Annotated in this window: 21 protein-coding genes and 1 pseudogene; 12 read left to right on the top strand and 10 right to left on the bottom strand. The window is 44.6% G+C overall.

Annotated features, from left to right (window positions below; all coding sequences use genetic code 11):
* Positions 1 to 115 precede the first annotated feature (115 nt).
* Both Vt282_RS16205 and Vt282_RS16210 read left to right on the top strand, forming a co-directional pair.
* Entirely contained in the window at positions 116 to 1114 is a 999-nt protein-coding gene (locus tag Vt282_RS16205) for a sugar-binding transcriptional regulator (RefSeq protein ID WP_162064057.1), read from the top strand.
* 160 nt (positions 1115 to 1274) lie between these two features.
* Positions 1275 to 2564 carry a glycoside hydrolase family 18 protein gene (locus Vt282_RS16210; protein ID WP_162064058.1) on the top strand — a complete coding sequence of 430 codons (1290 nt, stop codon included), beginning with the start codon at positions 1275 to 1277 and terminating at the stop codon, positions 2562 to 2564.
* Between the two features lie 71 nt (positions 2565 to 2635).
* On the opposite strand, the gene Vt282_RS16215 is transcribed toward Vt282_RS16210, so the two are convergent.
* The 3 genes from Vt282_RS16215 to moeA all read right to left on the bottom strand — a co-directional run bounded on the left by Vt282_RS16215 (position 2636) and on the right by moeA (position 5603).
* Positions 2636 to 3460 (bottom strand): sulfurtransferase, encoded by an 825-nt coding sequence (locus tag Vt282_RS16215; protein ID WP_162064059.1) that lies wholly within the window; start codon positions 3458 to 3460, stop codon positions 2636 to 2638.
* 143 nt (positions 3461 to 3603) lie between these two features.
* Entirely contained in the window at positions 3604 to 4359 is a 756-nt protein-coding gene (moeB, locus tag Vt282_RS16220; RefSeq protein ID WP_162064060.1) for a molybdopterin-synthase adenylyltransferase MoeB, read from the bottom strand.
* Positions 4360 to 4367: 8 nt separating this feature from the next.
* The gene (gene moeA, locus Vt282_RS16225; protein ID WP_162064061.1) at positions 4368 to 5603 is read right to left on the bottom strand and encodes a molybdopterin molybdotransferase MoeA; all 1236 of its coding nucleotides are present in this window, start codon (positions 5601 to 5603) and stop codon (positions 4368 to 4370) included.
* Between the two features lie 239 nt (positions 5604 to 5842).
* Here moeA and folE point away from each other — a divergent pair, with 239 nt between their 5' ends.
* Both folE and dbpA read left to right on the top strand, forming a co-directional pair.
* Entirely contained in the window at positions 5843 to 6496 is a 654-nt protein-coding gene (gene folE, locus Vt282_RS16230; RefSeq protein WP_162048072.1) for a GTP cyclohydrolase I FolE, read from the top strand.
* Between the two features lie 142 nt (positions 6497 to 6638).
* Positions 6639 to 8015 (top strand): ATP-dependent RNA helicase DbpA, encoded by a 1377-nt coding sequence (gene dbpA / locus Vt282_RS16235; RefSeq protein WP_162048073.1) that lies wholly within the window; start codon positions 6639 to 6641, stop codon positions 8013 to 8015.
* Between the two features lie 59 nt (positions 8016 to 8074).
* Here dbpA and dld read toward each other — a convergent pair whose 3' ends face one another.
* Positions 8075 to 9781 (bottom strand): D-lactate dehydrogenase, encoded by a 1707-nt coding sequence (gene dld / locus Vt282_RS16240; RefSeq protein WP_162064062.1) that lies wholly within the window; start codon positions 9779 to 9781, stop codon positions 8075 to 8077.
* A gap of 251 nt (positions 9782 to 10032) precedes the next feature.
* Positions 10033 to 11157 carry an acyl-CoA desaturase gene (locus tag Vt282_RS16245; protein WP_162064063.1) on the bottom strand — a complete coding sequence of 375 codons (1125 nt, stop codon included), beginning with the start codon at positions 11155 to 11157 and terminating at the stop codon, positions 10033 to 10035.
* Positions 11158 to 11406: 249 nt separating this feature from the next.
* Here Vt282_RS16245 and Vt282_RS16250 point away from each other — a divergent pair, with 249 nt between their 5' ends.
* From Vt282_RS16250 to Vt282_RS16265, 4 genes and pseudogenes are all read left to right on the top strand, one after another.
* Entirely contained in the window at positions 11407 to 11931 is a 525-nt protein-coding gene (locus Vt282_RS16250) for a GNAT family N-acetyltransferase (RefSeq protein WP_162064064.1), read from the top strand.
* A gap of 139 nt (positions 11932 to 12070) precedes the next feature.
* Positions 12071 to 13188: pseudogene (locus Vt282_RS16255) on the top strand (efflux RND transporter periplasmic adaptor subunit).
* An 11-nt stretch (positions 13189 to 13199) separates the two neighbouring features.
* Positions 13200 to 16352 carry an efflux RND transporter permease subunit gene (locus Vt282_RS16260; protein WP_162064066.1) on the top strand — a complete coding sequence of 1051 codons (3153 nt, stop codon included), beginning with the start codon at positions 13200 to 13202 and terminating at the stop codon, positions 16350 to 16352.
* A 179-nt stretch (positions 16353 to 16531) separates the two neighbouring features.
* Entirely contained in the window at positions 16532 to 16870 is a 339-nt protein-coding gene (locus tag Vt282_RS16265) for a HopJ type III effector protein (RefSeq protein WP_162064067.1), read from the top strand.
* Between the two features lie 40 nt (positions 16871 to 16910).
* On the opposite strand, the gene emrD is transcribed toward Vt282_RS16265, so the two are convergent.
* From emrD to Vt282_RS16280, 3 genes are all read right to left on the bottom strand, one after another.
* Complete coding sequence (gene emrD, locus Vt282_RS16270) at positions 16911 to 18116, bottom strand: multidrug efflux MFS transporter EmrD (protein ID WP_162064068.1); 1206 nt, start codon at positions 18114 to 18116, stop codon at positions 16911 to 16913.
* Positions 18117 to 18297: 181 nt separating this feature from the next.
* Positions 18298 to 18606 carry a cysteine-rich CWC family protein gene (locus Vt282_RS16275; RefSeq protein WP_162064069.1) on the bottom strand — a complete coding sequence of 103 codons (309 nt, stop codon included), beginning with the start codon at positions 18604 to 18606 and terminating at the stop codon, positions 18298 to 18300.
* Positions 18607 to 18688: 82 nt separating this feature from the next.
* Positions 18689 to 19165, bottom strand: coding sequence for a MarR family winged helix-turn-helix transcriptional regulator (locus Vt282_RS16280; protein WP_162048082.1), 477 nt, complete (start codon positions 19163 to 19165; stop codon positions 18689 to 18691).
* 326 nt (positions 19166 to 19491) lie between these two features.
* Here Vt282_RS16280 and Vt282_RS16285 point away from each other — a divergent pair, with 326 nt between their 5' ends.
* The gene (locus Vt282_RS16285) at positions 19492 to 21069 is read left to right on the top strand and encodes a BCCT family transporter (protein WP_162048083.1); all 1578 of its coding nucleotides are present in this window, start codon (positions 19492 to 19494) and stop codon (positions 21067 to 21069) included.
* 62 nt (positions 21070 to 21131) lie between these two features.
* On the opposite strand, the gene Vt282_RS16290 is transcribed toward Vt282_RS16285, so the two are convergent.
* Positions 21132 to 23057: a putative nucleotidyltransferase substrate binding domain-containing protein gene (locus tag Vt282_RS16290; protein ID WP_162064070.1), complete on the bottom strand. Its 1926-nt coding sequence runs from the start codon at positions 23055 to 23057 to the stop codon at positions 21132 to 21134.
* A gap of 114 nt (positions 23058 to 23171) precedes the next feature.
* Positions 23172 to 24368 (bottom strand): aromatic amino acid transport family protein, encoded by a 1197-nt coding sequence (locus Vt282_RS16295; protein WP_162064071.1) that lies wholly within the window; start codon positions 24366 to 24368, stop codon positions 23172 to 23174.
* A 285-nt stretch (positions 24369 to 24653) separates the two neighbouring features.
* Between Vt282_RS16295 and Vt282_RS16300 the strand changes: the two genes are divergently transcribed.
* The 3 genes from Vt282_RS16300 to Vt282_RS16310 all read left to right on the top strand — a co-directional run bounded on the left by Vt282_RS16300 (position 24654) and on the right by Vt282_RS16310 (position 26798).
* Entirely contained in the window at positions 24654 to 24791 is a 138-nt protein-coding gene (locus Vt282_RS16300; RefSeq protein WP_162063745.1) for a hypothetical protein, read from the top strand.
* 101 nt (positions 24792 to 24892) lie between these two features.
* Complete coding sequence (locus tag Vt282_RS16305) at positions 24893 to 25486, top strand: acyl carrier protein phosphodiesterase (protein ID WP_162064072.1); 594 nt, start codon at positions 24893 to 24895, stop codon at positions 25484 to 25486.
* 52 nt (positions 25487 to 25538) lie between these two features.
* Positions 25539 to 26798, top strand: a complete 1260-nt coding sequence (locus Vt282_RS16310) for a DEAD/DEAH box helicase (protein WP_162064073.1) — start codon at positions 25539 to 25541, stop codon at positions 26796 to 26798.
* The last annotated feature ends 20 nt before the right edge of the window (positions 26799 to 26818 follow it).

Here is a 26818-nt window from a genome sequence, read left to right on the forward strand (position 1 = left end):
ATTTATCGTAAAATCATATTGTCGTTACGGTGTGCTTAATTGAGATAGACTCTCTCTCACTCCGATTGAATCTAGTGACGCTGTAACTTTTTAGGACTATGAGTATTTAAAATCTATGGCAAGTAACAACCAAGAACCAACATTTGATAGTACTGATCTGCTCACAGAAGTTTCCGTTGCCTATTATCAAGATGGTGCAACTCAAGAGGAAATATCCAAGAAGTTTTCGATTTCACGGGCAAAAGTTGGACGAATGCTGAAGCAAGCGCGTGATGAAGGAATCGTCGAAATTACGGTGAAGTATCATCCAGTATTCAGCGCCAAGATCGAACAACGCTTGATTGAGCGTTTTGGTGTCAAAAGGGCGCTTGTTGCTTTAGATCAACCAAGCGAAGAGTTGCAACGATTACAAGTGGCAGGTTTGGTTTCACGCTACCTTGCTAGCACACTGCAAAATGGCACGGTTGTGACCATTGGTCAGGGGCGGAACGTATCCGCTGTCGCGCATCATGTCGGTGTTATTCCGCAAAAGGACGTTAAGTTTGTATGTGGCATCGGTGGTATCCACCCGCGCGGTGGTATGTTCAATGCTGACCACATCTGTCGTCAGTTTGCGAAAAGTTATGGTGGCACCTCAGAGACACTGTATGCACCTGCCTACGCAGAAAACAGAGAACAGAAGCTTGCATTTATGCAAAACGCAACGGTGAAACAGACTCTCGACTTGGCGCGTAAAGCTGATGTCGCTCTCGTTGGTATTGGCGATATGAGCGAAAATAGTTACATGGTTGATCTCGGTTGGTTTACCGCTGATGAAGTGGTTCAATCTAGAATGTTGCAGGGTGTGGTGGGCGATTTTGCCGGTTATGACTTCTTTGATATTCATGGTGTTGCTGCCAAAACGGTAATGAGTGACCGTGTTATTGGCTTAGGCATTGATGAGTTCAAGTCAATATCACAAGTCATCGCTATTGCAGCGGAAAACAGTAAGCCTCTAGCACTATTGGGTGCGTTACGTACAGGGGCGATAGATGTGATTGCCACCAGCGTAAGTAATGCTTTGACGGTTCTAAACCTTGATGAGCAGATAGGTAACGGCCAAACGAATTCATAATATACGCAGCGACTGAATATATTCTTTAGCTAAAAATTTTCTGCAATTTTTGTAATCGCGTTACGGAAGTTATTTGTCGATCGCATCTCGATTTACTTTTTGGGTCAAAATTGTACTTCATGGGTTAAAAAATAATCAGTTTAACCCATGGAGAATAACGATGAATAAATCCCTGATAGTCGCAGCTATCGCGAGTTCACTTTCGTTTGCTGCTAATGCGAGTGATAAAGTTGTGGCGGGTTATTTTGCTGATTGGCAGTATGACAATCCACAAAACCCTTACGTGGTTAAAGATATTCCAGCGGAAAATTTGACCCATATCATCTACGCCTTCTTAAGTATGTGTGGCCCTCATACTGGTGCATCCGCAGAAATACAAGAGCTTGTTGCTACACAATGTGAAGGGCAGGATCCATATACTGCCATTGTGGTTGACTATAAATCCGGCCTTGAAATGGATTTTGGACCAGTGAAAGTTGACGTTCCGTATAAAGGTCATTTTGCTCAACTGGCTCAACTAAAAGCTGATCACCCGCATATTAAGATTCTTCCTTCATTTGGTGGTTGGACAATGTCTGAACCATTCCATGCTATGGCCAAAGATCCAAGCGCAATGAAACATTTTTCAAAAACCGCCGCTGCACTTATTGAGGAATATGACTTCTTTGATGGTATCGATTTGGACTGGGAGTATCCTGGTGGTGGTGGCTTAACGACGTCACCTTGGAATCCGGATACCAAATTGACGGATGAAGAAATGCTGGATGAGCGTGCAGCATTCAGTTACTTGGTTAAAGTCATGCGCAGTGATTTGGATAAATTAGAAGCAAAGACTGGCAGAGAATATGAGCTTTCAACCGCGGTCGGCGTTGGTGCGAGATCTGCGCAAATTGATTGGAAGAGTGCAAGCCAATATCTCACCAATATGTTTGCCATGACTTATGACTATTTAGGTGGTTGGGGTGCTCAAACTGGACACACCACGAACCTTCATGCTACGGAAAGAAGTTGGTGGGGTATGGGGTCTGATGCCTTTATCAATCAAATGATAGAGCAAGGGATACCGCCAGAAAAGTTAGTGATTGGTGCGGCTTTCTATGGGCGTGGTTGGCAGGGTACGAAAGATTACGCGGGAGAACTACCAAAAGGTGATCTGCAATCAGAGAGCGGTGCTCAGTTTGGTACAGGTGAGAATGGCTACTTTATGTTTTGGGATATCGTGAAGAACTATGGTGAGAAGCAGGGTTATCAATACAAGTATGATGACGAAGCTCAAGCGCCATATTTGTGGAATCCGAACAAGAAAGTCTTTATCTCATTTGAAGACGCTCGTTCAATCAAAGCGAAAGCAGATTGGGCGAATAGTAAGAAACTTGGTGGCATCTTTACTTGGGAACTCTCTGGAGATCCAAGCGGTGAGTTAGTCGAAGTGATGCGTAAGAATATGTAGCTCATTGCGCTAGCCTTCAGTAACTTCATAACCAAGAACCCCGCAATTTTGCGGGGTTCTTAGTTTGGTGTTTACTCGATAGGTAAATCGTGATTCGCGCCCCATTCGGTCCATGAACCGTCATAAATAGCGAGGTTTTGATAACCACACAGCGTAGCGGCAAGTAAAACGATCGCAGCGGTAACACCAGACCCACAACTGAAAATATACGTGCGATGTGTATTGAGTACCGGAGCCAAAATGGGTTGGAGTTCTTCTATCGGCTTAATAAAGGAGCCATCCATTAACTGCGCAAAGGGCAAACAGACTGAATTAGGAATGTGGCCGCTGCGGACACCTTCCCGAGGTTCGGCAACTTCAGCGTTAAATCTTGGTAGTGAGCGCGCATCAACGGTCAGGCTATCGGTATTGGGAATTTCATTGAGTACTTGCTCTGCACTCAAAAAGTATTGGTTATTGAGTTGGCCAGTGAAGTTACCTTTACTAGCAGGTTCGGCATAATCAGTAGTGGTTGGTAACTGCTGAGCTTTCCATGCTGTGAGGCCACCATCAAGGATATACACTTGTGTATGGCCCATTGCTTTGAACATCCACCAAGCTCTTGGTGAAGCAAACGTACCGCTATTATCGTACACAACGATTATCGATTGGTTGTTGATGCCAAGTTGTTGAGCAAGTTGGTTAAAACGGGCCTCACTTGGCATCATATGCGGTAGAGGTGACTCGAGATCGCAAAAGTCATGGTCGTAATCAAATCGCAGCGAACCTGGGATCTTATTAATTTTATCTTTTTCCGGCTCTGCGGGAATTTGAAAATCGATACTTGCATCGAGAATCAACGTGTTCGGGTCGGCTTGCATTTTAACTAATTGCTGAGCGGAAATGAGCGGTGACATAGTATTCCCTTGAGTTCGTCTAAGCTAAGTCAATAATCTACAAGATGATTTGTGTTGCGGCAATATATCCCAACTAACTGAGTAGTGTGTGGCAAAAATAAAGGCGACATTATGTCGCCTATAAACCAAATATCATGGTTGAATCAATTTGTGCTACACACAGGGCAGGTAGGCATTTTCATTAACCCCATATCGCGCCATGTCATTGTCATCGCATCAAGGATTAATACTTTACCTTGTTTCGGCGTGCCATAATTGGCAATAACTTTGATGGCTTCCATCGCTTGCATTGCACCAATAATGCCGACCACCGGTGCCATAACACCAGCCTCAACGCAGCTTAATGCACCGCCACCAAACAAACTGCTGAGACACTGATAGCATGGTGCGTTTTCGTCTTGGTAGGTAAAAACACTGATTTGACCTTCCATACGAATGGCCGCGCCAGACACTAACGGAGTTTTGGTCTCAAAGCAGAGAAGGTTAAGCTGATTACGCGTTTCGACATTGTCTGAGGCGTCCAGTACTAATGTGTGCTGCGTAATCAGTGTGCGCAATTCATCATTGTTTAGGCGCTTATCGATAGTCGCAACTTCGATAAATGGGTTAAGTTGTTTAAGTGACTCCGCGGCTGACTCAACTTTCTTTTTGCCGATGTCGGCGTCGTGATGCAGTACTTGTCGCTGCAGGTTAGACAATTCAACCACGTCATCATCAATCAGCATCAATTTACCAATACCAGCGGTGGCAAGGTATTGACTCGATGCACAGCCGAGACCGCCAGCGCCAAGAATTAAGATGGATGCCTGTTTTAATGCTTCTTGTCCTTCAAAATCGAATTGTTTAAGTACAATTTGACGATTGTAACGCAGCATTTCTTGGTCAGATAAAATCTCCACCTGAGCTCCTAGTATAACGTTGAGTTAAACAGCTGGATTTGTACCGTTTCGCCCGCCTCAACGCGTCCGCGTTCACGCTCTAGTACCACGAAACAGTTGGCTAAACTCATAGAGCGGAAAGCGCCGGAGCTTTGGTTGCCGGTACTTTCTACCACAAATTGACCATTCTCAATTGAGTAGATGCCACGTTGGTAGTCCGTGCGACCTGGTGCTTTTTTAAAACCCGCTTTAGTAATAGCAGGGATTGACTCAGGTGCTGTCCATTCGGTGTGACCTGCCAGTTTTGCAAGCATTGGTTGAACCAATACATACATGGTAAGAACCGCCGAAACAGGGTTACCTGGTAGACCGCAGAACCACGCATTTTCTAATTCACCAAATGCGAAAGGTTTACCTGGTTTAATCGCTAGCTTCCAAAAGCCGATTTCACCAAGCTGCTCTAAGATATCCTTGGTGTAGTCTGCTTCACCGACACTGACACCACCCGAAGTGACAACCACATCTGCCAGTGATTGCGCTTTTTCGAAAGTTTGTTTTAGTGTTTCAGGGCAATCAGGAATGATTCCAAGATCGATCGGCTCACAACCAAAATTCTCAATTAGAGGTTTAATACCGTAGCGGTTGCTGTCGTATATTTGACCTTCTTCTAGCGCTTGACCTAGTGGTTTCAGCTCGTCACCGGTGGAGAAAAATGCAACTTTAGGTTTACGCACCACATTAACATGGCTAACGCCAAGAGAAGCAATCATTGGAATATCACGTGGTGATAGGCGAGCGCCTTTGGGTAATACAATATCGCCTTGCTTAATATCATCACCAGTAGGGCGAATATTTTCTTGTGGTTTGATGGTCTCTTGCTGGAATAATACACCGCTGTCAGTGACTTGGGTGTTTTCTTGCATGATGACAGCGTCACAGCCTTGCGGGATCTTTGCGCCAGTCATAATGCGCACGCAAGTGCCTTGCGGCCATTGATCTGTAAACGGTTGGCCAGCAAAGGATTTACCAGCAACAGGAAGCGTTTTCGTGCTTTGCAGATCAGCAATACGGATTGCATAGCCGTCCATCGCTGAGTTATCAAATGGCGGCACAAAGATAGGAGACAGAATATCTTCGGCTAAAACATAGCCCAATGCCTCAGCCAGTGGTAACTGCAGAGTCGATTGAATCGGTTTGATGCGAGATAGCATTTTTTCCATCGCTTCTTCGATAGGCATTAAGCCCGGAGCGTCACAGCAAGCCATGAGAATTTCCTATTGTCTTTCTAATTTGCGCCAACTTTACCACATTTTTACTTAGCACAATAATTACGTACTGATACCCGTGTTGAATGAAGGTTAATTGCTTAATTTTACGCCGATTGGTATCAACAGCTTGCGTGTAAAAGGGCAGAGTGATTCCGGTAAAGAAAATGTGGATGTAATTGATTAAAAATACGAGTATCCTTGTCAGCAATCCGCGAGGAGTAATATGAGGAAGTGGAATGTCAGGTCTTAGCGAATCAGCGAAGTTAGTAAAAGATGCGCTTGAAACCCGTGGACTCGAAACACCTATGGTGCCGAGTGAGTTCAGTCGTGAAGAAAAAAAGGAAAAGATTCAATATCATATGAGAGAAATCTTGACTCTACTTGATCTTGACCTTACCGATGACAGTCTCGAAGAGACGCCGCATCGCATCGCCAAGATGTATGTGGATGAAATCTTCTCTGGTTTGGATTATCAAAACTTCCCGAAAATCACCGTTATTGAAAACAAAATGAATGTGAGCGAAATGGTGCGAGTAAAAGACATTACTCTTACCAGCACTTGTGAACATCATCTTGTGACTATTGATGGGAAAGCGGCAGTAGCGTATATTCCGCGCGGCAAGATCATTGGCTTGTCAAAGATTAACCGCATCGTGCGCTTTTTTGCTCAGCGCCCGCAAGTACAAGAACGATTGACTCAGCAGATTCTAGTTGCCTTACAAACGTTGCTTGAGTCAGAAGATGTTGCGGTGACGATCGATGCGACTCACTACTGCGTAAAATCGCGTGGTGTGATGGATGCAACCAGTGAAACAACAACGACGGCGCTAGGGGGTATTTTTAAATCTAACCCAGCGACGCGCGCAGAATTTCTGCACGGTTTACGATAACCTTAAGGTTATTAACCAGATTACGGAAAACCGCTTCGTATGAGGCGGTTTTTTTATTTACCTATATTAAGCTCGCTGCATTTTAGTACGGCCATAGCCTACGATAAAATAACTGCAGATAGCGTTTCGACGAGAAGAGATTGTGACAGATTCATTCAAAACCCTGCCACTGAGAAATGAACTACTAACCACCCTAGATAGCATGGGTTACACCCAAATGACGCCAATTCAAGCACAAAGCTTGCCTGCGTTATTAGAAGGTAAAGACGTCATTGGTCAGGGTAAAACGGGTTCAGGTAAAACAGCTACGTTTTCATTGGCACTACTGAGCAACTTAAACGTTAAGCGTTTTCGTGTGCAATCATTAGTACTATGTCCGACACGTGAACTGGCAGATCAAGTAGCGAAAGAGATCCGTACGCTAGCGCGTGGTATCCACAACATCAAAGTGTTGACGCTATGTGGTGGTATGCCAATGGGCCCACAAATCGGTTCACTAGAGCATGGCGCTCACATTCTAGTCGGCACGCCAGGCCGCATCCTAGATCACCTAAGTAAAGGACGTATCAACCTTGATGAGTTAAATACGCTGGTTTTGGATGAAGCCGACCGTATGCTTGAAATGGGTTTCCAAGAAGCGCTTGATGCCGTCATTGAACAAGCACCGAAGCAGCGCCAAACTTTGCTATTTAGTGCGACGTTCCCAAAACAGATTGAAGCGATCGCCAGCCGCATTACCAATGCACCGTTAATGGTGAAAGTAGAATCAACGCACCAAACATCAACTATTCAACAGTCATTCTACAAGCTGGATACGACACAAGAGCGTGATGATGCGTTGGAAGCATTACTACTGACTCACAGCCCACAATCATCCGTCGTGTTCTGTAATACTAAGAAAGAAGTGATGAACGTGACTGACGAATTAACCCATCGCGGCTTTAGTGTTGTAGAACTGCATGGTGATATGGAGCAACGTGAGCGCGATCAAGCGTTAACCATGTTCGCTAACAAGAGCATATCTATCCTTGTGGCAACGGATGTAGCCGCTCGTGGCCTAGATGTTGAAAACCTAGATGCGGTGTTTAACTTCGAATTGTCACGCGATCCAGAAGTGCATGTTCACCGTATTGGTCGTACTGGCCGTGCAGGCGCAAAAGGTCATGCGTTTAGCTTCTTTGGTGAAAAAGATGCTTACCGAGTAGCACTGATCGAAGAGTACATGGACATTGAGGTAAGCCCAGTCGCAGTGCCTGAAAAACCAATGGTTAAGCCGTTCTACGCAGAGATGACCACGATTCAAATTCTTGGCGGAAAGAAAATGAAAGTACGTGCGGGTGATATTCTTGGTGCATTAACCAAAGAAGCAGGTATTGATGGTAAGCGCATCGGCAAAATCAATATCATGGCGATGGTTTCGTATGTGGCGGTTGAAAACAGTGTGGCGAAGATTGCTTTGAAACAGCTGCAAAATGGCAAAATGAAAGGTAAAGCGTTTAAAGCTCGCATTATGAAATAACGCTGAACTCTTGATGCTCTAACGTAAAGCCCAAGCCATAGTGCTTGGGCTTTTCTGTTTTAACCGCAGCAACTGCAGTTGCGCTTATATTTGCTCATCTTACCGATGCCTGGGTTAAAGGTATTGGTTGGGTCGAGTGCGTGGTAAAATTCTTGCAGCTGTTTTTCTGCTTCGTACAGGTGGCCAACATTGTGCTCAGCCGGATATTTAGCGCCTTTTTCGGTTAATAGTTTGAGCATTAATGCTTTGATCTTTTTCGTGTCAGCACCTTTCTTAAAGATGTAATCCTGATGGAAAACATGACACATAAAGTGCCCGTAATAGAGCGTCATGACCATATCCTTGGTGATTTCTTCGGGCAACTGTTCAACCCAATCAATATCGTTACGACGCAGTGCGACATCCAATGCGAGAATTTCTTCGACATCGTTTGAATGGATGGCTTCATAGCGAATAGCCGCACCTGCAGCGGCAAAGCGATGCAGCAGCGCCTTTTTACCCTCATCGGCGCTACACACAAAGAACTCACAATCTTGTTGTTGCGACCACACGTTTTCAAGATATTGTTTGGCTTCTTCTATGCCCCCATCGCTCATTTTTAGGATTAGATGGTGTTCATATTTATCACGGAATTCGAGCATTCTTGCGGGTAGATGTTGCGGGAAGAGTTTACTTATCCAATACAGCATAATGTCCGGAAGATCTTTGGAGACGAGCGGAATACGTTTGAGCAGCGTTTCAACTTTGGCTTTTAGGGCAAAGAATTTGGGCAGATTGTCGGTACCTAAATGATGAATCGAAAGGAACACATCTTTGCCATACTTCTCAGCCAAATTGAAGATATCCCTGTGCATGTATTCGCCCATCTCGGGTAGATTTTCAAATTGGCTTAACATGTCGCGACGCAGCATAGTCAGCTTGGCGGGGTCATTACATCCAATGTAGAACAGTTGTTCTTTTTCAGGAACAGGATAGGTGTCGACTCGTACGGCGAACACCGCCAATTTGCCGGCACAGCCGCTAGCTTCAAATAAGCGACGAGCGTCCGCGTTAAAGCGAGATGGGGTATCCGCTTCCACATCTCGGACTCGTTGATCGTATTCATGGTCTGAGGCCATAGCACCATTGTGTTGAATTTGCTCTGGTTTGAAGTTGCCAGTTTCAATGTTGGTCAGAATTTCCTCAGGAGTATCGCCTAAGCCATCGACACCAAGGTGATTCACCAATTCTAATTTTCCTTCTTTGGTGACGCGACCAAACAAAGCTTGTTCAGTAAATGCGGGGCCTCGTTTTACCAATGCGCCACCGGAGTTGTTGGCAATACCGCCAACCACAGTGGCACCAATGGAAGAGGAGCCAATGACGGAATGAGGGGCGCGATTAACCTCAGCCAATGTTTTGCCGAGTTGATGCAAACTTACTCCCGGTAAGCTTATGATTTGTTTGCCGCTATCAATCACATGCAAGGTTTTAATTCGAGTGATATTGATGATTACGACTTCTCGGTCATAGTCATCACCGCTTGGAGCGGAGCCTTCGGTTAACCCAGTTTTGGCTGCCTGCATGATAATAATGCAGTTTGCAGCTACGGCGGCTTCCAACAAACGCCATTGTTCAATCAGTGAATTTGGGAATAACACGGCGAGAGCTTTGCCTTGCCCTGAACGAAATCCAGAACGGTAGTATTCGGTTTTACTCTCTTGAGTTAACACGTTCTGTTTGCCAACAATTTGCTCGAACTGGGCAATTAATGTTTGGGTATTCATGGGCTTCCTGCTTTCATCAATGTTATTAATTGTTTTGTTACATGGTAATAACATCGAGTGCAAACTGCTAGAGATCGCGGTCATGAAATCCTGATTTCGTCATTACGTAAATACGTTGTTAGGAAATGAATTAAATGCTTTCAATGGGATAAGTAATCAGTGCTGGTTTTGAATTTTAATACTGTGCGAACGCTGTTGTAGAGAGCAAAACAGGAGCTGATAGGCTCCCGTCTTTGTTGTGTAGTAAAGGCTTAGCAATGTGTTAAGGTTGTTTTCCAGCTCTTTTTTTGCAGCTTAAATTCAGTTTTTAGTTGGCGATAGCGAATTCTTAACAGGGAGTGCTCATAGCGTTCAACCAAGTTATTACGCTGTTTGTCCATCAATTGCTTTTTGAGTGCGTAGTAGTCGTTCAGCTTGTTCATCAGTAGTTCGAACTCGTGCTGCAAAGCTTCGATCAAATGTGAACTGTTAGGCTGTTGTTCGAGCTTTTTCATCGCTCTCTGAAGCGCTTGTTTGGCCTTTGCCTGCTCAATTTTAAGTTTAGGTGTAATACGTAACTTATCGGCCAAACCAACACTTGATAAGCCTTTAATTAGCCATTTGGTTGGGTCGTAGTGCCACCAATGAATACCGTTACGATAGTCATTTTCAAAAATATGATGATAATTATGGTAACCCTCACCAAAGGTAAAAAAGGCTAATATACCATTGTCACGCGCCGTGTTTTTGTCGGTATATGGTTGTTTGCCCCAAATGTGCGCTAAAGAGTTAATAAAGAAGGTGGTGTGGTGGCTTAACACCAAGCGCAGTGCTCCTACGATCAAAAACATGCCGATGATGTCTTGATAGATGATGCCAAGGACAAGTGGAATCGTAACGTTAGTAATAATCGCAAGCGTCAAATAGTGCTTATGTTGCCAGCGTACCACCCAATCTTTCTGTAGATCTCGGCAATTGGAATAGTCGTGGTAAGAATCTTGGTTGTAATGACGCAGCATCCAACCAATGTGAGAAAACCAGAAGCCGCGTTTGGCTGAGTATGGGTCTCGTTCATTGTTATCAACATGCTTGTGGTGGACACGATGATCAGAGCTCCAGTGCAACGCGCTGTTTTGCAGAGCGAACGCCCCTCCTAGTGCATAGATAACGCGAACAACAGGGTGAGTTTGATAGGTTTTATGTGACCAAAGGCGATGATATCCGGCCGTTATCGACAAATTGCAAAACGAAAATGCAATAACTAGCCATAGCCAATGATACCAATGATAGCCTTCTACCAAACCGTACCAGGGTGTGATGACAACAGCTAACACAAAACTAATAGAGAATAAGAGAATATTGAGCCAAATCAGCCTTGGCTTGTTCGAAACGTTCATTTTGCATCCTTTAAGCGAACACTTGTACGCTAGATTATCAGCGTACAGATGTAAGTCAAAACTGTGTTGTATCAAAGTGTGAACGAGTAAGCTTTATGGCGAAAAATTTGTTTTCATTCAATACGATCGAGTCATGGTGAGCGAAGTGAAGGCTATGCGACTATTAAAAGATAATAATTTACTTTTATTTTGTTAATAAATAGTATGTATTTAGGAATTAACCCTTACAGGAAGTAAGAAGGACTGACAATGGAAATAAAAGTCGCGGAATATGCTGATTACAGCCGGATTGCTGAACTGCATGCCCAAAGTTGGAAATATTTTTACCGAGGAATTTTTGCGCAGGATTATCTTAATCGAGATGTTTTTGATGATCGCGCTCTTATCTGGCAGACCCGCCTTATTAACCCGCCATTTAATCAACATGTGTTAATTGCCGAAGACAAAGGCAAACTATGCGGTTTCATCTGTGCCTTTGGGAACCACGATTTTGAACGGGGTGCCATTATTGATGCATTGCATGTGGATATAAACCATCGTGGCCAAGGGGTTGGCAAAGCTTTGGTGACAGAAATGTTGCAATGGATAGAACAGTTTTTCCCTGACAATGGTGTGTATCTCGAAGTTATTGCTGGTAACGACCAGGCTGTAGAGTTTTATGATCATCTCGGTGGCCAAAATAGTGAGCAGCGTTTATGGGATTCACCATGCGGTCGAAAGATCACTGAGTTAGTCTATACATGGACTTCACCAGCGGCTTTGCCGATAAACTAAATAACAAACAAACGGTTTGCTAATGTTTAGAGTTCGAAATAGATTGATACAATTTGCATCGGTGTCTTGATATTTCTCGGACATAAAATGGAATGCCGTTAGTTAACGTTCGTTATTAAAGTTATCTAGCGGTATTTCCATGAAAAAGAAGACAATTGCGGCGGCTTTATTGAGTACGCTGTTCCTATATGGGTGTGGCGAATCAACGTCAGAACACCTTCAATCTCCAGCGCCACTCGTCGTTGCAGAACCTGTAATGGCGACAACCCATCAACAAAGCAAAACCTATATAGGGCGTGTGGAAGCCCTAGAAGACACAAATATTACCGCTCAGGTAACGGGTTATTTGCAACAACGACATTTTGATGAAGGACAAATGGTAGAGGCCGGTCAGTTACTTTACACCATCGAACCTTCATCATTTGAAGCGCAGTTAGCATCGGCAAAAGCGGCGCTTGCACAAGCAAAAGCAACGCTAAAAAAAGCGCAGCTCGACTTCAATCGCGGCAAGAATCTCCTTCCCAAAGGCAGTATTTCACAATCTGAATTCGATAGTTTGACCTCTATGTTATTAGGGGCTGAGGCTCAGGTTGAATCGGCACAAGCTCAGCTAAAATTGGCTGAGGTCAACTTATCTTATACCGAAATTCGTGCGCCGTTTTCCGGGCGTATAAGCGCAACTCAGGTAAGTACAGGTGATTTGGTTTCGCCTCAGTCAGGCATCCTCACCACTCTAGTTAGCTTAGACCCTGTCCATACGAGTTTCAGTGTCAGTGAACGTGAACGGCTAGAGTTGGGTATGGATGAGTATCAAGGTAGCGAGACCAACGACACTGCGGAAGTCCAGGTTATTCTCGAAAATGGTGAAAATTTTGAGCACTTAGGTTCTTTGGATTATCTCGGTAACAGAATTGATTTAGATACAGGTACGATTGCGATGAGAGCGGTGGTGCCTAACCCTGGATTTAGACTTTTACCCGGGCAGCATGTACGCGTGGAACTTCGCGAAAAAGACCCAACCGATGTCGTGGTTGTCCCTCGCCGTGCAGTACAAACCGATCTCGAAGGTCATTTCGTGATGGTGGTTGCAGAGGGGAATATTGCTGAACGTAGAAATGTTGAGTTAGGTCGCCAGTTGGAGCAAGGGGTGATCATTCATTCCGGCCTTAATTCTAATGAGCATATCATTACGCAAGGATTGCAACGTATTCGCAATGGGTGCCTGTGCGCGTCGAAGAACATAACCAGTCAGAATAGCGGGGGAATTAATGCTGAGTCGTTTCTTTATACAGCGCCCCAAGTTTGCGTTGGTAATATCCATTATTTTGACGTTAGCAGGCGCGATTTCACTTGCGTTATTGCCCGTCGCCGAATATCCCAAGATTAGTCCTCCTTCAGTTAGCGTCAATGCCTACTACACTGGAGCTAGCGCTGAGGTAGTGGAACAGGCGATTGCTGACCCGTTAGAAGCTGCGGTAAATGGTGTCGAAGATATGATCTATATGTCTTCAAAAAGCGCCAACGATGGGTCTTATAGTCTCAATGTCACCTTTGATGTTGGAACCGATCCCGACATGGCGCAAGTTAACGTGCAAAACCGTGTTTCTCAGATTGAATCCAAATTGCCGCAAGAAGTAAGAATGGCTGGCGTAACAGTTAAAAAGCGCTCGCCGGATCTGCTGATGGTACTCAATTTTTATTCACCTGATGGCCAATACGATGATCAGTTCTTAATTAACTACATTAACCTCAATGTTAAAGATCAGCTCGCTCGCGTAAAAGGCATCAGTGAGGTGAACGTGATCGGTGGTGGTGAATACGCAATGCGCGTCTGGCTCGACCCTGAGAAAATGGCGAGCTTGAAACTGACCACGAGCGATGTTTATGCTGCGTTAGCCGAACAGAATATTCAGGTAGCTGCTGGTCGCATAGGTGCGGCACCTTACAACGATGCTCAAGAAGTTCAATTTAATCTGGTGACTAAAGGCCGCTTAGAATCCGTCAGTGAGTTCGAACAGGTAGTGTTGCGTGCCAACAGCGATGGTTCGACGGTGTATCTGAAAGATGTTGCGCGAGTTGAATTAGGTAAGAAATTTTATGACGGTAGTGGCCTGTTTCGCGGTCAGGATGCCTCAATTGTTGCGCTTTCCTTACAATCAGACGCTAATGCGTTAGAGAGTGGTCAAGCCGTTATGGACTTACTGCAAAAGCTAAGCGTGAACTTTCCTGAAGGCATGGTATATGAAACCAGTTATGACACTACCGTGTTTGTGGCTGAATCCATTAAAGGCGTTGTGAAAACATTAGTTGAGGCAGTTTTACTCGTCATCGCTGTAACCTATTTGTTCTTAGGCAGTGCTCGTGCCACCTTGATACCGGTTGTGGCAATTCCAGTCTCGTTGATTGGTACGTTTGCAGTGATGTTAGGTACGGGATTTACCATTAATACCGTTACTCTGTTTGGGTTAATTCTTGCCATTGGTATTGTGGTGGATGACGCGATCTTAGTGATTGAAAATGTCGATACCACGATGGCGAAAGAACCAAGCTTGTCACCCCGTAAAGCGACACTAATGGCGATGAAAGAGGTGACAGATCCCATTATGACCTCCACCTTGGTGCTACTTGCGGTATTTTTGCCAGTCGCGATGTTGCCGGGTATTACGGGTATTATGTATCGCCAATTTGCCTTAACCATCTGTATCGCAGTAGTCATTTCATCTATTAATGCATTAACTTTGTCGCCAGCCCTATGTTCCCTCGTACTTAAACAAGGGGGTGGCAATACAGCACGCTGGTTCCAAGCATTTAATAATGGACTTAATACTGTGACTCGTCGTTACGGTCAGGTGGCTGGATTTTTGGTGAAAAAGACACTGTTCTTAGTTGGATTTTTCATTGTTGCGGTGACTGCGGTGAGTTTGTTTGCGAAGACAACATCAACAGCTTTTGTACCTCAAGAAGATAAGGGAATCTTACTGGTTAATGTTCAGTTACCTGATTCTGCGTCACTTTCTCGCACTGAAGAGGTGACGAAACAACTAATCAGCATGGTTGAGCAAGAGCCCGGTGTAGATGGTGTTACTGTCGCCAATGGTTTTGCTTTTATGACTGGAGCCGCTGCATCAAACGGGGCATCGTTATTTATTAAGCTACATGACTGGGAAACTAGAAACACTTTAGATGGTGACCACTCTGCGAGCGCTATCGCTGCAAGAATTAATGGTCGCGCAGCCAATCAATTACCTCAAGCGGTTGTGTTTGCTATGGGCCCACCCGCTGTGCCGGGAATGGGCGCAGCCTCTGGCTTTGAATTTGTATTAGAAGATGCACTGGGGCGTAGTCGTACCGATTTAGCCTTGGTAATGAATCAACTGATTGAAGAGGCCAAAAAACAACCTGAAATTGGTTTCGCTTTTTCAACTTTCCGTGCCAATGTACCGCATTATTACGTTGATATTGATCGAGAAAAGGCGCAGCAACTCGGTATTCCACTTTCTAGTATATTCCAGACGTTACAAGGTAACCTTGGTTCATTGTATGTCAACGACTTCACAATGTTCGGCAAAAACTTTCGCGTAACCATGCAGGCGGATGCGGAGCATCGCAGCAGCATGGATGATCTCGAACGTTTTCATTTACGTTCCGCTGCGGGTCAGATGGTCCCGCTGAGTACTTTGGTTACCTATGAGCAAATATTTGAGCCTGATGTCGCATGGCGTTACAACATGTATCGTAGTGCTGTCATTCAAGGTCAGCCAGCGCCGGGTTATTCGAGTGGTGATGCAATTGCTGCCATGGAGCGCGTTGCCGCCGAGATACTACCTCAAGGTTACCAATACGAATGGACTGGTATGGCATATCAAGAAGTCCTAGCGGGTAACTTGGCTATTTATGCGTTCGCCTTGGCGCTGATCTTCATTTATCTGTTTATGGTGGCCCAATATGAGAGTTGGACTATTCCAATTGCGATTATTTTGGTTGTTCCCGTTGCGACATTGGGCTCGTTTTTAGCGCTAAATCTAACAGGTACGCCGCTCAATTTATATGCGCAGATAGGTTTAGTACTTTTGATTGCGTTAGCAGCGAAAAATGCCATCTTGATTGTCGAGTTTGCAAAAGTTGAACGTGAAGAGAAAGACGTCGCCATCGATGAAGCGGCGGTCCATGGAGGCAAATTACGTTTTCGTGCCGTTAACATGACGTCGTGGTCATTTATCTTAGGTATTTTCCCTTTGATATTCGCTTCAGGAGCAGGGCACATAAGCCAGAATTCTCTTGGCATATCTTTGATTGGTGGACTGCTCTGCGTGTTGCTCGCTGGTACATTCCTCATTCCAGGTTTCTATGCCATGGTGCAGCGAATGCGTGAAAGGGCACACGGTGGTAACACCAAACTCGTTCAATTGGATGATGAATAATTGCAGTGCCAGACGTTAAGTCTGGCACTGCTGTATTCGAGTTGGCGAACCATGATATTGAATCTCGTTCTGTAAAGTGGTTCGCGAAGTTTGTGTCACCGAGTTCGGGATGCTGGAGTGTTAGATAAGAATTAAGTAGACTGTGCCGACTAAAAATAGAAATGAAGTATAAAGCTTATATGGAATTGAGTTCTTTCTTAAAACAGTTGCAATCGTCACCAAGTACGATTGATTTTAGCCAATCGATCGAAGTTATTGAGGCGAACTACACCTTCCAACCTACCGCATTCAGTAATGGCACGATGCGCAACCCACAAGGTGAGAACAATGGATCGTGTAAGATCTTTGCCTTTGGATTGCTACATAATCTCAATGAAGAACAGACATTAGCGATGTTTGGTGATTATTATCGTAAAGATGTATTAGAGTTTCCGGATAACAATGATCACCAAAACATCCGTAACTTTATGGTTCACGGTTGGTCCGGTATTAAGTTTGAAGGCACCGCATTGGTGTAGAAAAAAGGAGCCATGAGGCTCCTTTTTTGTATGTGAATATTTATACGGCTAGCGGCATCTCATCGGCATGATTATGATTACTGTTGACGCGTAATAGTCCGTAAGCTGCTACGCATGACATAAATAACATAAACATACCGAGTGGCATTTGATCGGGTGCGGGTACCATAGAGGCAACAAGAGTGGCTAAACCTGCGATTAGGTTCTGCATACCTCCAAGCACGGCCCCGCCAGTACCTGCATGGTTTGGAATTGGTGCCATAGCCCCCGTAATAGCCGCTGGGTAAATAATCCCCGTTCCCAAAAAGTAAATTGCAGCACCAATCGTTAATGACATCGCAGATGTGATACCGAACACGCCAGGTACCAATACAGTCAAAGAACCAATCACAATACTGATCAAACCAAAATTGAGAATGCTTTTGGTACTGTGGCGATGAGCAAGAGCTCCCGATAGCGCAGAGCCCAGCAAGTAACCGGGGATTGGCAAAATGAACAGAATGCTCACCACGGTTGCAGGCAGACCAAGTACGCCACCTAGCAATACACCTGCCGCTGCTTCAAAGATTGCTAAGCCAGAGAACGTTGCCACGAGACAAATTAGGTAGCCTTGGAAGCGCTTGTTAGACAAAACAAACTTATAGCTTCGGCTCACTTTTTCATAGCGTCGATTTTCAACAGGCAAGGTTTCTTTAAAGCTGGTCATCATGGTGATCACAACCGCTAATCCAAACAGTGCTAAAAATAAGTAGCTAGAGCGCCAGCCGAAGTTCTCAGATAAAACACCACCAAGTACAGGGGCAAGGAGTGGCGAAAATACAATACTCATGCTAATCCAGCTGTTTACTTTGTGCAGCTCATTGCCAGAGAAGCAGTCGCGACCAAGTGTACGTGACATTGCACCGCCACAACCGATACCAAGGCCTTGAACAAAACTGCCAATCAAAAATAGTGTGTAGCTGGTGGAAAATAGCGCGAGCAAAGTTCCTACTAGGTAAAGGCCTAAACCGAATACGATAATTGGTTTACGACCAATACGATCTGAAATAGGACCGTAGACAAACTGAGATAATCCATAAGGGATCAAATAACACGCCATGACGGCTTGAAGCGCACCGGGTGCAATGGCAAATTCAGTCGCCATTTGACCTATCGATGGTACATACATAGTTTGGGTCATTTGGCCCACAGCCGCCAAAATAGCAATGGTAAAAGTTAGTTTAATTAGCTTGCTGTACGCAGACATAGATAATTACTCAAAAAAAGAACGTAAAAGCCCCGCCAAGACTTAGCTCAACTAATTAATAAAATAGGGGGGATATGAAACTGCCGTAGTAGTGAGATTGCTCATTACGAGCAATCAAATCATGGGGAATTTACTAAGATATATATCTATGTTTCGGATTAGAAAAATTAATGAGATTCAGCTAATCCAGTGGGAGTGAAGATAGGCATTTTCGGCACAGGCACGATGAGCTTTTTGCGATTCCCGAGAGATCTCGCTTCTCGATATCAAAACACCAACAATGATCTTTCCCTGCTTTAATATCGCAGTGACTGCCTTGTCCACACGAAGGACAAACGTGAGTGCTGATTAATGCTGTGATTTGGCGAATAGTCGTTATGTGTTGTACGTCACTCATCTGTCGCCAATTGGTGATTTCATTCATGGTGCGTAGACAGCCTGAGCAAATACCGCCGTTATTTTTGCAAACGCCAATACAAGGAGTTTTCATAGAGGATCTCGTGAGGAAATTTCAGTGTTTTACTATCGGAGTAAAGGCCTACCGCGTTGGAGTTGCGGTAGGCAAAGTCTATTTAATCAGATTTGGTGATACTGCCCAATTCAAGGACTGGCGCGACATCAATATCTTCCGCATTCATCATTGCAGATAGGCGTTGTACTGAAGACAGTAACAGTGTTTGCTCCCAGTCTTCTAGCTGTTGGAACTTGTTGATAAAGCTTTGCTGTAACGGCATTGGTGCTTGCTCAAGACGCTCGCGGCCTTGAGCGGTCAGCACGGCATGGACTTTTCGTTTGTCGGTCTCACTGCGCTGACGTTCAATCAGTCCATTTTTTTGCAGGCGATCTAAGATAATCGTTGCGGTAGCTTGGCTCATGTTGGTGTGAGTCGAGAGTTGCTTGATAGTCACTTCACCAAGCTCTCGAATTGAACGCATCAATATCAATTGTGGAGCGGTCAATCCAGATTCCTTACTGAGCTTTTTAGAATGCAAATCGATGGCTCGAATTATTTGTCGTAACGACACTAGTACTTCTTCGTGCTTTTCCAAGATAAACCCTTAAACGTCGTCAGTTTTTCTGAACATAACTCAAATCAAAAGGGTTGAGAAGTATAAATACGTAAATCTAAGTGCTATATTGATTAGAGTACGAATAAAATAATGCAAGACAGCACAGCTATTATTGAACAAGTTGTACAACTATTAAGCGCTTGGTTGGCATTTAGCAGTGTTTTAATGACTAATATTCGCCTTTGGGTGGAATTATATGTTTCGATGTGTAAGCATTATGGCGAAAAGATATGAAAAACATAACAGTTTGAGGACATTTATAGCTCTAATTAAATTTGGAGTGAAAGGAAAATCAGAGAGTATCTATGACTAAAGGCATTGATAAATACAGTATAGACAGTACTGATTACACAATAGGGCAGGACAATGTCCAAAAATGGGGATTTGACGTTCACAATCCCGTATTTGGTATTAGCGCAGGCTTCATCGCGATCTTCTTAGCAGCGGCGTTAATTTTGGATTCCCATACGGCAAAGACCGCATTAGATGGTATCAAATGGCAAATCATCGGTAGCTTCGATTGGCTATTTATTTGGTCGGGCAATTTGTTTGTCGTATTTTGTCTTGTGTTAGTAGTGAGCCCCCTGGGCAAAATACGCTTGGGTGGTGAAGACGCAACTGCGGATTATTCTTTTATCTCTTGGCTTTCGATGTTATTCGCTGCGGGTATGGGCATTGGCTTGATGTTTTGGAGTGTTGCAGAGCCCGTTGCCTACTACACAGGTTGGTATGAGACGCCTCTCGGCGTGGAAGCAAATACTGCAGAAGCGGCGCGTCTGGCGATGGGAGCAACCATGTATCACTGGGGGCTTCATCCTTGGGCTATTTATGGTGTCGTGGCGTTGTCATTGGCATTTTTTGCTTATAACAAAGGTTTGCCATTATCAATGCGCTCGATCTTCTATCCGATACTTGGTGATCGCGCTTGGGGTTGGGCAGGCCATATTGTTGATATTCTGGCTGTTTTAGCGACCTTGTTCGGTTTAGCTACATCGCTTGGTTTGGGGGCTCAACAAGCGGCGAGTGGTATTCACCATGTGTTTGGTGTTGAATCCGGACTTACGTTGCAAATTATCGTCATTACCGTAGTAACGCTTCTTGCGGTGATTTCAGTGATGCGTGGTATTGATGGTGGTGTTAAAGTCATCAGTAATATCAATATGATCGTAGCGTTTCTGCTGCTTATTTTGGTCGCGTTGATTGGTTGGGCGGTTGCATTGGGCAATATTCCAACGACGTTTATGGCGTATGTTGAGAACATCATACCTTTGAGTAACCCACATGGCCGTACCGATGAAGCATGGTTTCAAGGTTGGACGGTATTCTATTGGGCATGGTGGATTTCTTGGTCACCATTTGTCGGTATGTTTATCGCTCGCGTTTCACGTGGACGAACCGTACGTCAATTTATTATCGCGGTACTGATTGTGCCAACGAGTGTCACGCTAATCTGGATGTCGGTATTCGGCGGGTTAGCCATTGACCAAGTAGTGAATAAAGTCGGAGAGTTAGGTAGTAAAGGATTAACTGACGTGTCGCTAGCGATGTTCGAGATGTTTGATGTGTTGCCTTACGGCAATATCCTGTCGGTTATCGCCGTAGTGTTAGTGTTGGTTTTCTTTATTACCTCATCGGATTCAGGCTCATTGGTTATTGATAGTATTACTGCCGGTGGCAAAGTGGATGCACCAGTGCTTCAGCGAGTATTTTGGGCATTAATCGAAGGCGCAATCGCAGTCGCGCTTCTCTGGATAGGTGGTACCGAGGCAATACAAGCCTTGCAAGCCGGAGCGATATCGACTGCATTACCCTTTACTTTCGTTTTATTGTTGATGTGTGTCAGCCTAATCATGGGGATGCGCACCGAAGACTACAAACGGTAAGATTAGATGCAAAAGAAAAGGGAAGTCGAAGCTTCCCTTTTTCATATCTGCAGTGGTCAAATTTATGATTTAAAACCCCCGCTAGCGTTATAACGAAATTTTAAAAAATTCTGTGAATTGCTTAGAACTTGGAACGCATCTTTCAGGTTTCGGCGTTCAAACTCTGAGAGAAACTCCGGCTCAATGCTGTTGTCTGGTTCGTTTCCTTCTTCCACATCTCGTGCTTGGTGTCGAATTCTCACCATCGAAATGAACTCAAGCGCATCTCTAAGTGCATGGGCTTTACCTTTGGGTAGGATGGCCGCTTCATCAATATCGTCAATGCGTTCAAACGAGTTTGTTGCGCGTGAACCAACGGCTAAGGCGTGTACTCTGATCAGATCGGCCAGTGGTGCTGTTCCTCGTCGCTTAAGGTTGATGGAGTTTTTGTGTTGCCCATCTTGTTCAACCACAAAGTCACGAAAGAAGCCAAGAGGAGGAGTGCGATTTAACGCATTGCGTGCCAAGCAAGCCAAGAATCGATTGTTCTTTTTAGCCCTGCGCACAATAAATCCATTCAGTTGTTCTGCCCATTTTAGTCGGCCATAAACACCGTCCAGATCAAAAAAGATTGAGGCATTAAGTAATGCTTTGGGATTGGGGTCATCGATCCAGTCAGCAAAACACTCTTCCCATTCCACACGTGTCATTCGCCAGTTTGGGTTGGTGGCCATGATATCGCCAGTGCAATAACTGTAGCCGCAGCGTGCCAGGCCGTCGCAAACTAATTTGGCGAGTTGTTCAAAATATGGGTTGTGTAGCGATGGTTCATAGCTGTTGTCGAGAATGATTGCATTATCCTGATCGGTCACTAGCAATTGCTCATCTCGTCCCATTGAGCCTAAAGCAAGGAAACAGAATGGGATCGGCGCTGTCCCTAATTCTTCTTCCGCAAGTTCAATGATCCTTTGCTTGAAACTGCGTCCGATGACCGACATTGCGCTACCGATCATATGTGAATTCGCATCCTCATTCACCATACGAACAAAACAGTCTTTTACCTGCTCAGATAATAAGGCGAGGTCATCGATAGATTGTTGTTGATAGATTTGGCTTACCAGTAACAGAGAGTTTTGCGATTCATAGCGAATGATATCGGTTGTCTCGATGATTCCAATGGGATGATGATTTTTCACTACAGGTAGATGATGCACATTAAAGCGTAGCATCGTTAGCATTGCTTCATACACGTAGGCATTGTGGTCCAAGCTAATCACGTCATGAGTCATCACTGTACTAACGGGATCATCAGGATTTAAGCCGGTCGCAAGCACACGAGTACATAAGTCTCTGTCGGTTACGATGCCAACAAGTGTTGATTTGTCATCAACGTCAGTGTAGGTGGGTTGCACGCTGTTATCATCACCTTCAATGTGTATCTCAGGATCGATGACAAGCAAAGCGGAGGCTTGCTCTTCAGCCATTTTAATCGCTGCGGTTTGAATAGATTGGTTACTAAAGACAAAATTAGCGTCGCCCGAAAGAAGGGTGCGAACTTTTGAGGTCGTGAGGTCGTTGGCCTCAAAGCTGGTGGAAACCGCCTGGCGTAAGCGGGCATTGTGTTCAACTTCAACGAAATCGGCAAAGCTTTCATGTCGCTCATACAATTCAAGGAAGATCTGTTCGGGGATGCAATAGAGCAGGGAGTCTTTGACCGTGGTGGCAGGAAAACGCACTCGGTTATTAGTGAGTAACCCCATTTGTCCAAACAAAGCGCCAGCATCTAACCGATTGTATAGCTCACCATTACGCCGGTATACTTCTACGACTCCGGAACGCAGCATATACAAATCATGAATTTGCTCACCGAACTGTATGACAGGTGCACCTTCGCGAAAGTACGCAACTTTGACATTTTTTGCCACGTGGTTTAGAACATCATCTTCTAAGTCGTCAAACGGTGGATGTTGCGCTAAAAAGGTTTTAATTTCGAGTTGTTCCACTTCCATAACAATGCTTATTTAAGGACACATACCTTAAGCGTACTGCATTATCTGAAGACAGAACGAAAAAAGGCTCGAAGACGGTTACGTCGACGAGCCTAGTAGCAACTTAGATAGGCATTAACCTAATGCAGGAAGCACTCCGGCTGTAATCAAACATTGTGCAAGGACAATGAATAGCCCTGACACTGAACAGAATACGATGCCGAAGCGTCCACCGGCGACTTGGTACGCTGCTGCTTGATTGTTTGCACGTGTTTTCATGATCATCACAACGGGTAGGAAGATAGCCAAAATCGCAAGTGCAATCGCGGCATAGCCTAGCGCCATAATAAAACCTTGCGGGTAGAACAAGGCAAACCCCATCGGTGGTGTGAAGGTGATTAACCCCGTAACAATGCGAGATGAACCTTTACTGCTTAGTGAATCACCCAAAAATTCAAATAAACCTAAGCTTACACCTAAGAATGAGGTCAGGAGTGCAAGGTCTGCAAATAAACCGATGGCTTGATTGATATTGGTTTGTTGCACCGTTGATGACAACTGCGCGATCAACGCACTTAAACCTTGGTTATCCAGCAATTCATTTTGGCTCACAACGCCAAGAGTTACGATTTGCCAAAATACGTAAATCAATAATGGGATCGCAGAACCAATCACTATCGCGGTACGGAGTGAACGAGTATTACCATCTAGGTAACGCACGATCGCAGGAATACTGCCGTGAAAACCAAAGGATGTGAAAATCACAGGAATAGCAGCGACGATCAGCCCTTGCTCAATTGGCATGCTAAGCAAGTAAGATTGCGTTACGTTTGGCGCAAGAAACAAAAGAACACTCGCCATCGCAACGAGCTTAAGCGTGAATAATACACGGTTTACTTTGTCGACGGTCGCAGTGCCAATCACAACCACAGCTGCAACTAACAAAGTGAAGATCACCGTTCCAACCCGAGCAGGCAGTTCTATGCCAGTCCAAGATTCAATGCGTTGACCAAACTGATCACCACCACCAGCGATGTATGCTGCACAAAGTGAGTAAAATAGAAATAGCATCGCAAAACTTGCTAACCACTTACCACGCTTACCAAGGATTTGCATCGCTAAGGTATGTAGCGTTGCATTGCTGTCCGCGTGCTGGTGTAACTCAACCATCATTAAGGCGGTATAGGCCATTAACGCCCAAAGCACGAGCATAATGCCGAGTGAAGTAAAAAAGCCAATACCCGCTGAGGCGAGTGGTAACGCAAGCATTCCTGCGCCGATAGTAGTCCCTGAGATAATCAAAGTACTACCCAAAACCTTTGATTTGTTCATATGTATACTTCTGTTTACACTGTTGTGATTAGTTAGAGTAAAGATTTTGTTAAATCTTAAATATCTAGGAAATATGGCTAGATGGTGCTCAGTTTGTAGTAATCAAAACTAAAGATCAAGCTTTATGTAAATTTAAATTTCCTAGTGTGTTATAGTTTACACTGATTAAAAGGTGTTCAAGAAAACGTTTGCAGAGGGTGCAGTTCAAACTCTACACAACATTCGCTTTGGACACCTCGAGAATTGGCATATAAACGCATTTTAGGAGTAATCTTCCAAGGAGTAATGGTGAGCAAATTAAGTCAAAGTGATGACAGTCTAGATCTAGAATTGTTGGATGCGATCGAAATTGGTATCGAATTAAGAGAATACCCACAACCTGAGAAATCGACCTCAGAAGAGGAATGTACTCCTAGCGAATAAACGAGGACTTGGGGCGCCCTTGGCTATTTAAATTTGGCAATAGGTGATGTGATCACATAATCTAAAACGGTATTGTTAGGATTATTTGTCGTTACTCTTTTATGAATTTTTTAGCTCATTTGCATATCGCCGATCATTGTCAATCCGATCTCCTCGGTAATTTGCTCGGTGATTTTGTCAAAGGTGACCCATCTGAGCGCTATCCACATGCCATCACTCAAGGAATACGATTGCATCGTTATATCGATAGCTATACCGATTCACATCCAATCACTCGTGAAGCGAAAGACCTTTTTGATCCCACAGTTAAACGCTATGCGGGTATTGCGCTTGATGTTCTATGGGATCACTTTCTGGCGAGGGATTGGTCTTTATACCATCGAAAGACACTCTCTGAATTTTGCAACGATACAGAAACCCGAGTGAAAAATGCTCAGGTACTTGATCTGCCAGAACGCTTCTTATTGGTTACCCAAAATATGTGGCATGGCCGCTGGCTAGAGTCCTATCAGCAGATCGAGAATATCGAATTCGCACTGCAGCGAATGTCTCAAAGATCGCCGCGTATGGCGCCCTTAGCTGATTGTTATGCCAACATTGAGGCCGAATACGTTCAACTTGGAGCGCTGTTTCACCAGTTATACCCCCAAATCCTTACTAACAGTCGTGATTTTTGTTTAAACGCTGGTAACTGATATTGCCTTAAGTATAGAATCGCAGCCGTTCATAAAATAGGTAATAAAAACTATGTCAAAAGCATTTGCCAATCTTGGCCTGAATTCCGAATTGCTCACCACTCTCGAACAATTAGGCTTTGAAACGCCAACAGATATTCAAACACATGCGATTCCACATGTACTTAATGGTGAGGATGTGTTGGCAGGTGCTCAAACCGGTACGGGTAAAACCGCGGCCTTTGGATTACCTATAATTCAACGCTTGGTCACGCAAGCAACGGTTCGTGATGAGCAGCGTAACGATGTATTAGCATTGGTTCTCGTTCCTACTCGTGAACTGGCTCAGCAAGTATTTGATAATATGACGGCTTACGCCCAAGCGACGTCGCTTAAAATCGTTACGGCTTACGGCGGTACAAGCATGGGTGTGCAGACTAAAAATTTACAAGCAGGGTGCGATATTTTGATCGCCACACCGGGCCGTTTACTTGACCATATGTTCTGTAAAAATGTCACGTTGCAAAAGACACAAACGTTGGTGCTTGATGAAGCTGACCGCATGTTAGACATGGGGTTTTGGCCGGATTTAAAACGTATTTTGGCCAAAATGAGTGCTGAGCGACAAACGCTGTTTTTCTCTGCAACCTTTGACAAGAAAATCAAAGACATCGCATACAAAATGATGAACGATCCGAAAGAGATCCAAGTCGCGCCGGAAAACAGCACGGCAGAAACTGTCGAACAGATGGTTTACCCAGTTGATAAGAAGCGCAAGTCAGAATTGTTGGCGTACCTCATTGGTTCACGCAATTGGCAACAAGTATTGGTATTTACTAAGACCAAACAGGGCAGTGATGCACTTGTCAGCGAACTAAAATTGGATGGCATTAAAGCCGCTTCAATCAACGGTGATAAGAGTCAGGGCGCCCGTCAAAAAGCGTTGGACGATTTTAAACAAGGCAAAGTGCGCGCACTGATTGCTACAGATGTTGCAGCCCGTGGTCTTGATATCAATCAGCTGGAAGTTGTGGTGAACTTTGATATGCCATTTAAAGCTGAAGATTACGTGCATCGTATCGGACGTACGGGACGCGCAGGGCATAATGGTCGTGCTATTTCGCTTATGAGCCGAGACGAAGAATATTTGTTGGAAGCGGTGGAGCGTCTGCTTGATACTCGCCTACCACAAGAGTGGTTAGAGGGATATGAGCCAAGTTTGATCGAAGATTTGCCGGAAGATACCAACTTTAACAAGAAGAGTCGCTCTTCTGACAAGCGTCGTATGAAGGCGAAAATGAAAATTCATGCGAATCGTGGCAAGCGTCGCTAGTCTCTATCGTCAAAGTAAAA

Origin of the sequence: Vibrio taketomensis, assembly GCF_009938165.1 — a bacterium.
GTDB classification, from domain to species: Bacteria; Pseudomonadota; Gammaproteobacteria; order Enterobacterales; family Vibrionaceae; genus Vibrio; species Vibrio taketomensis.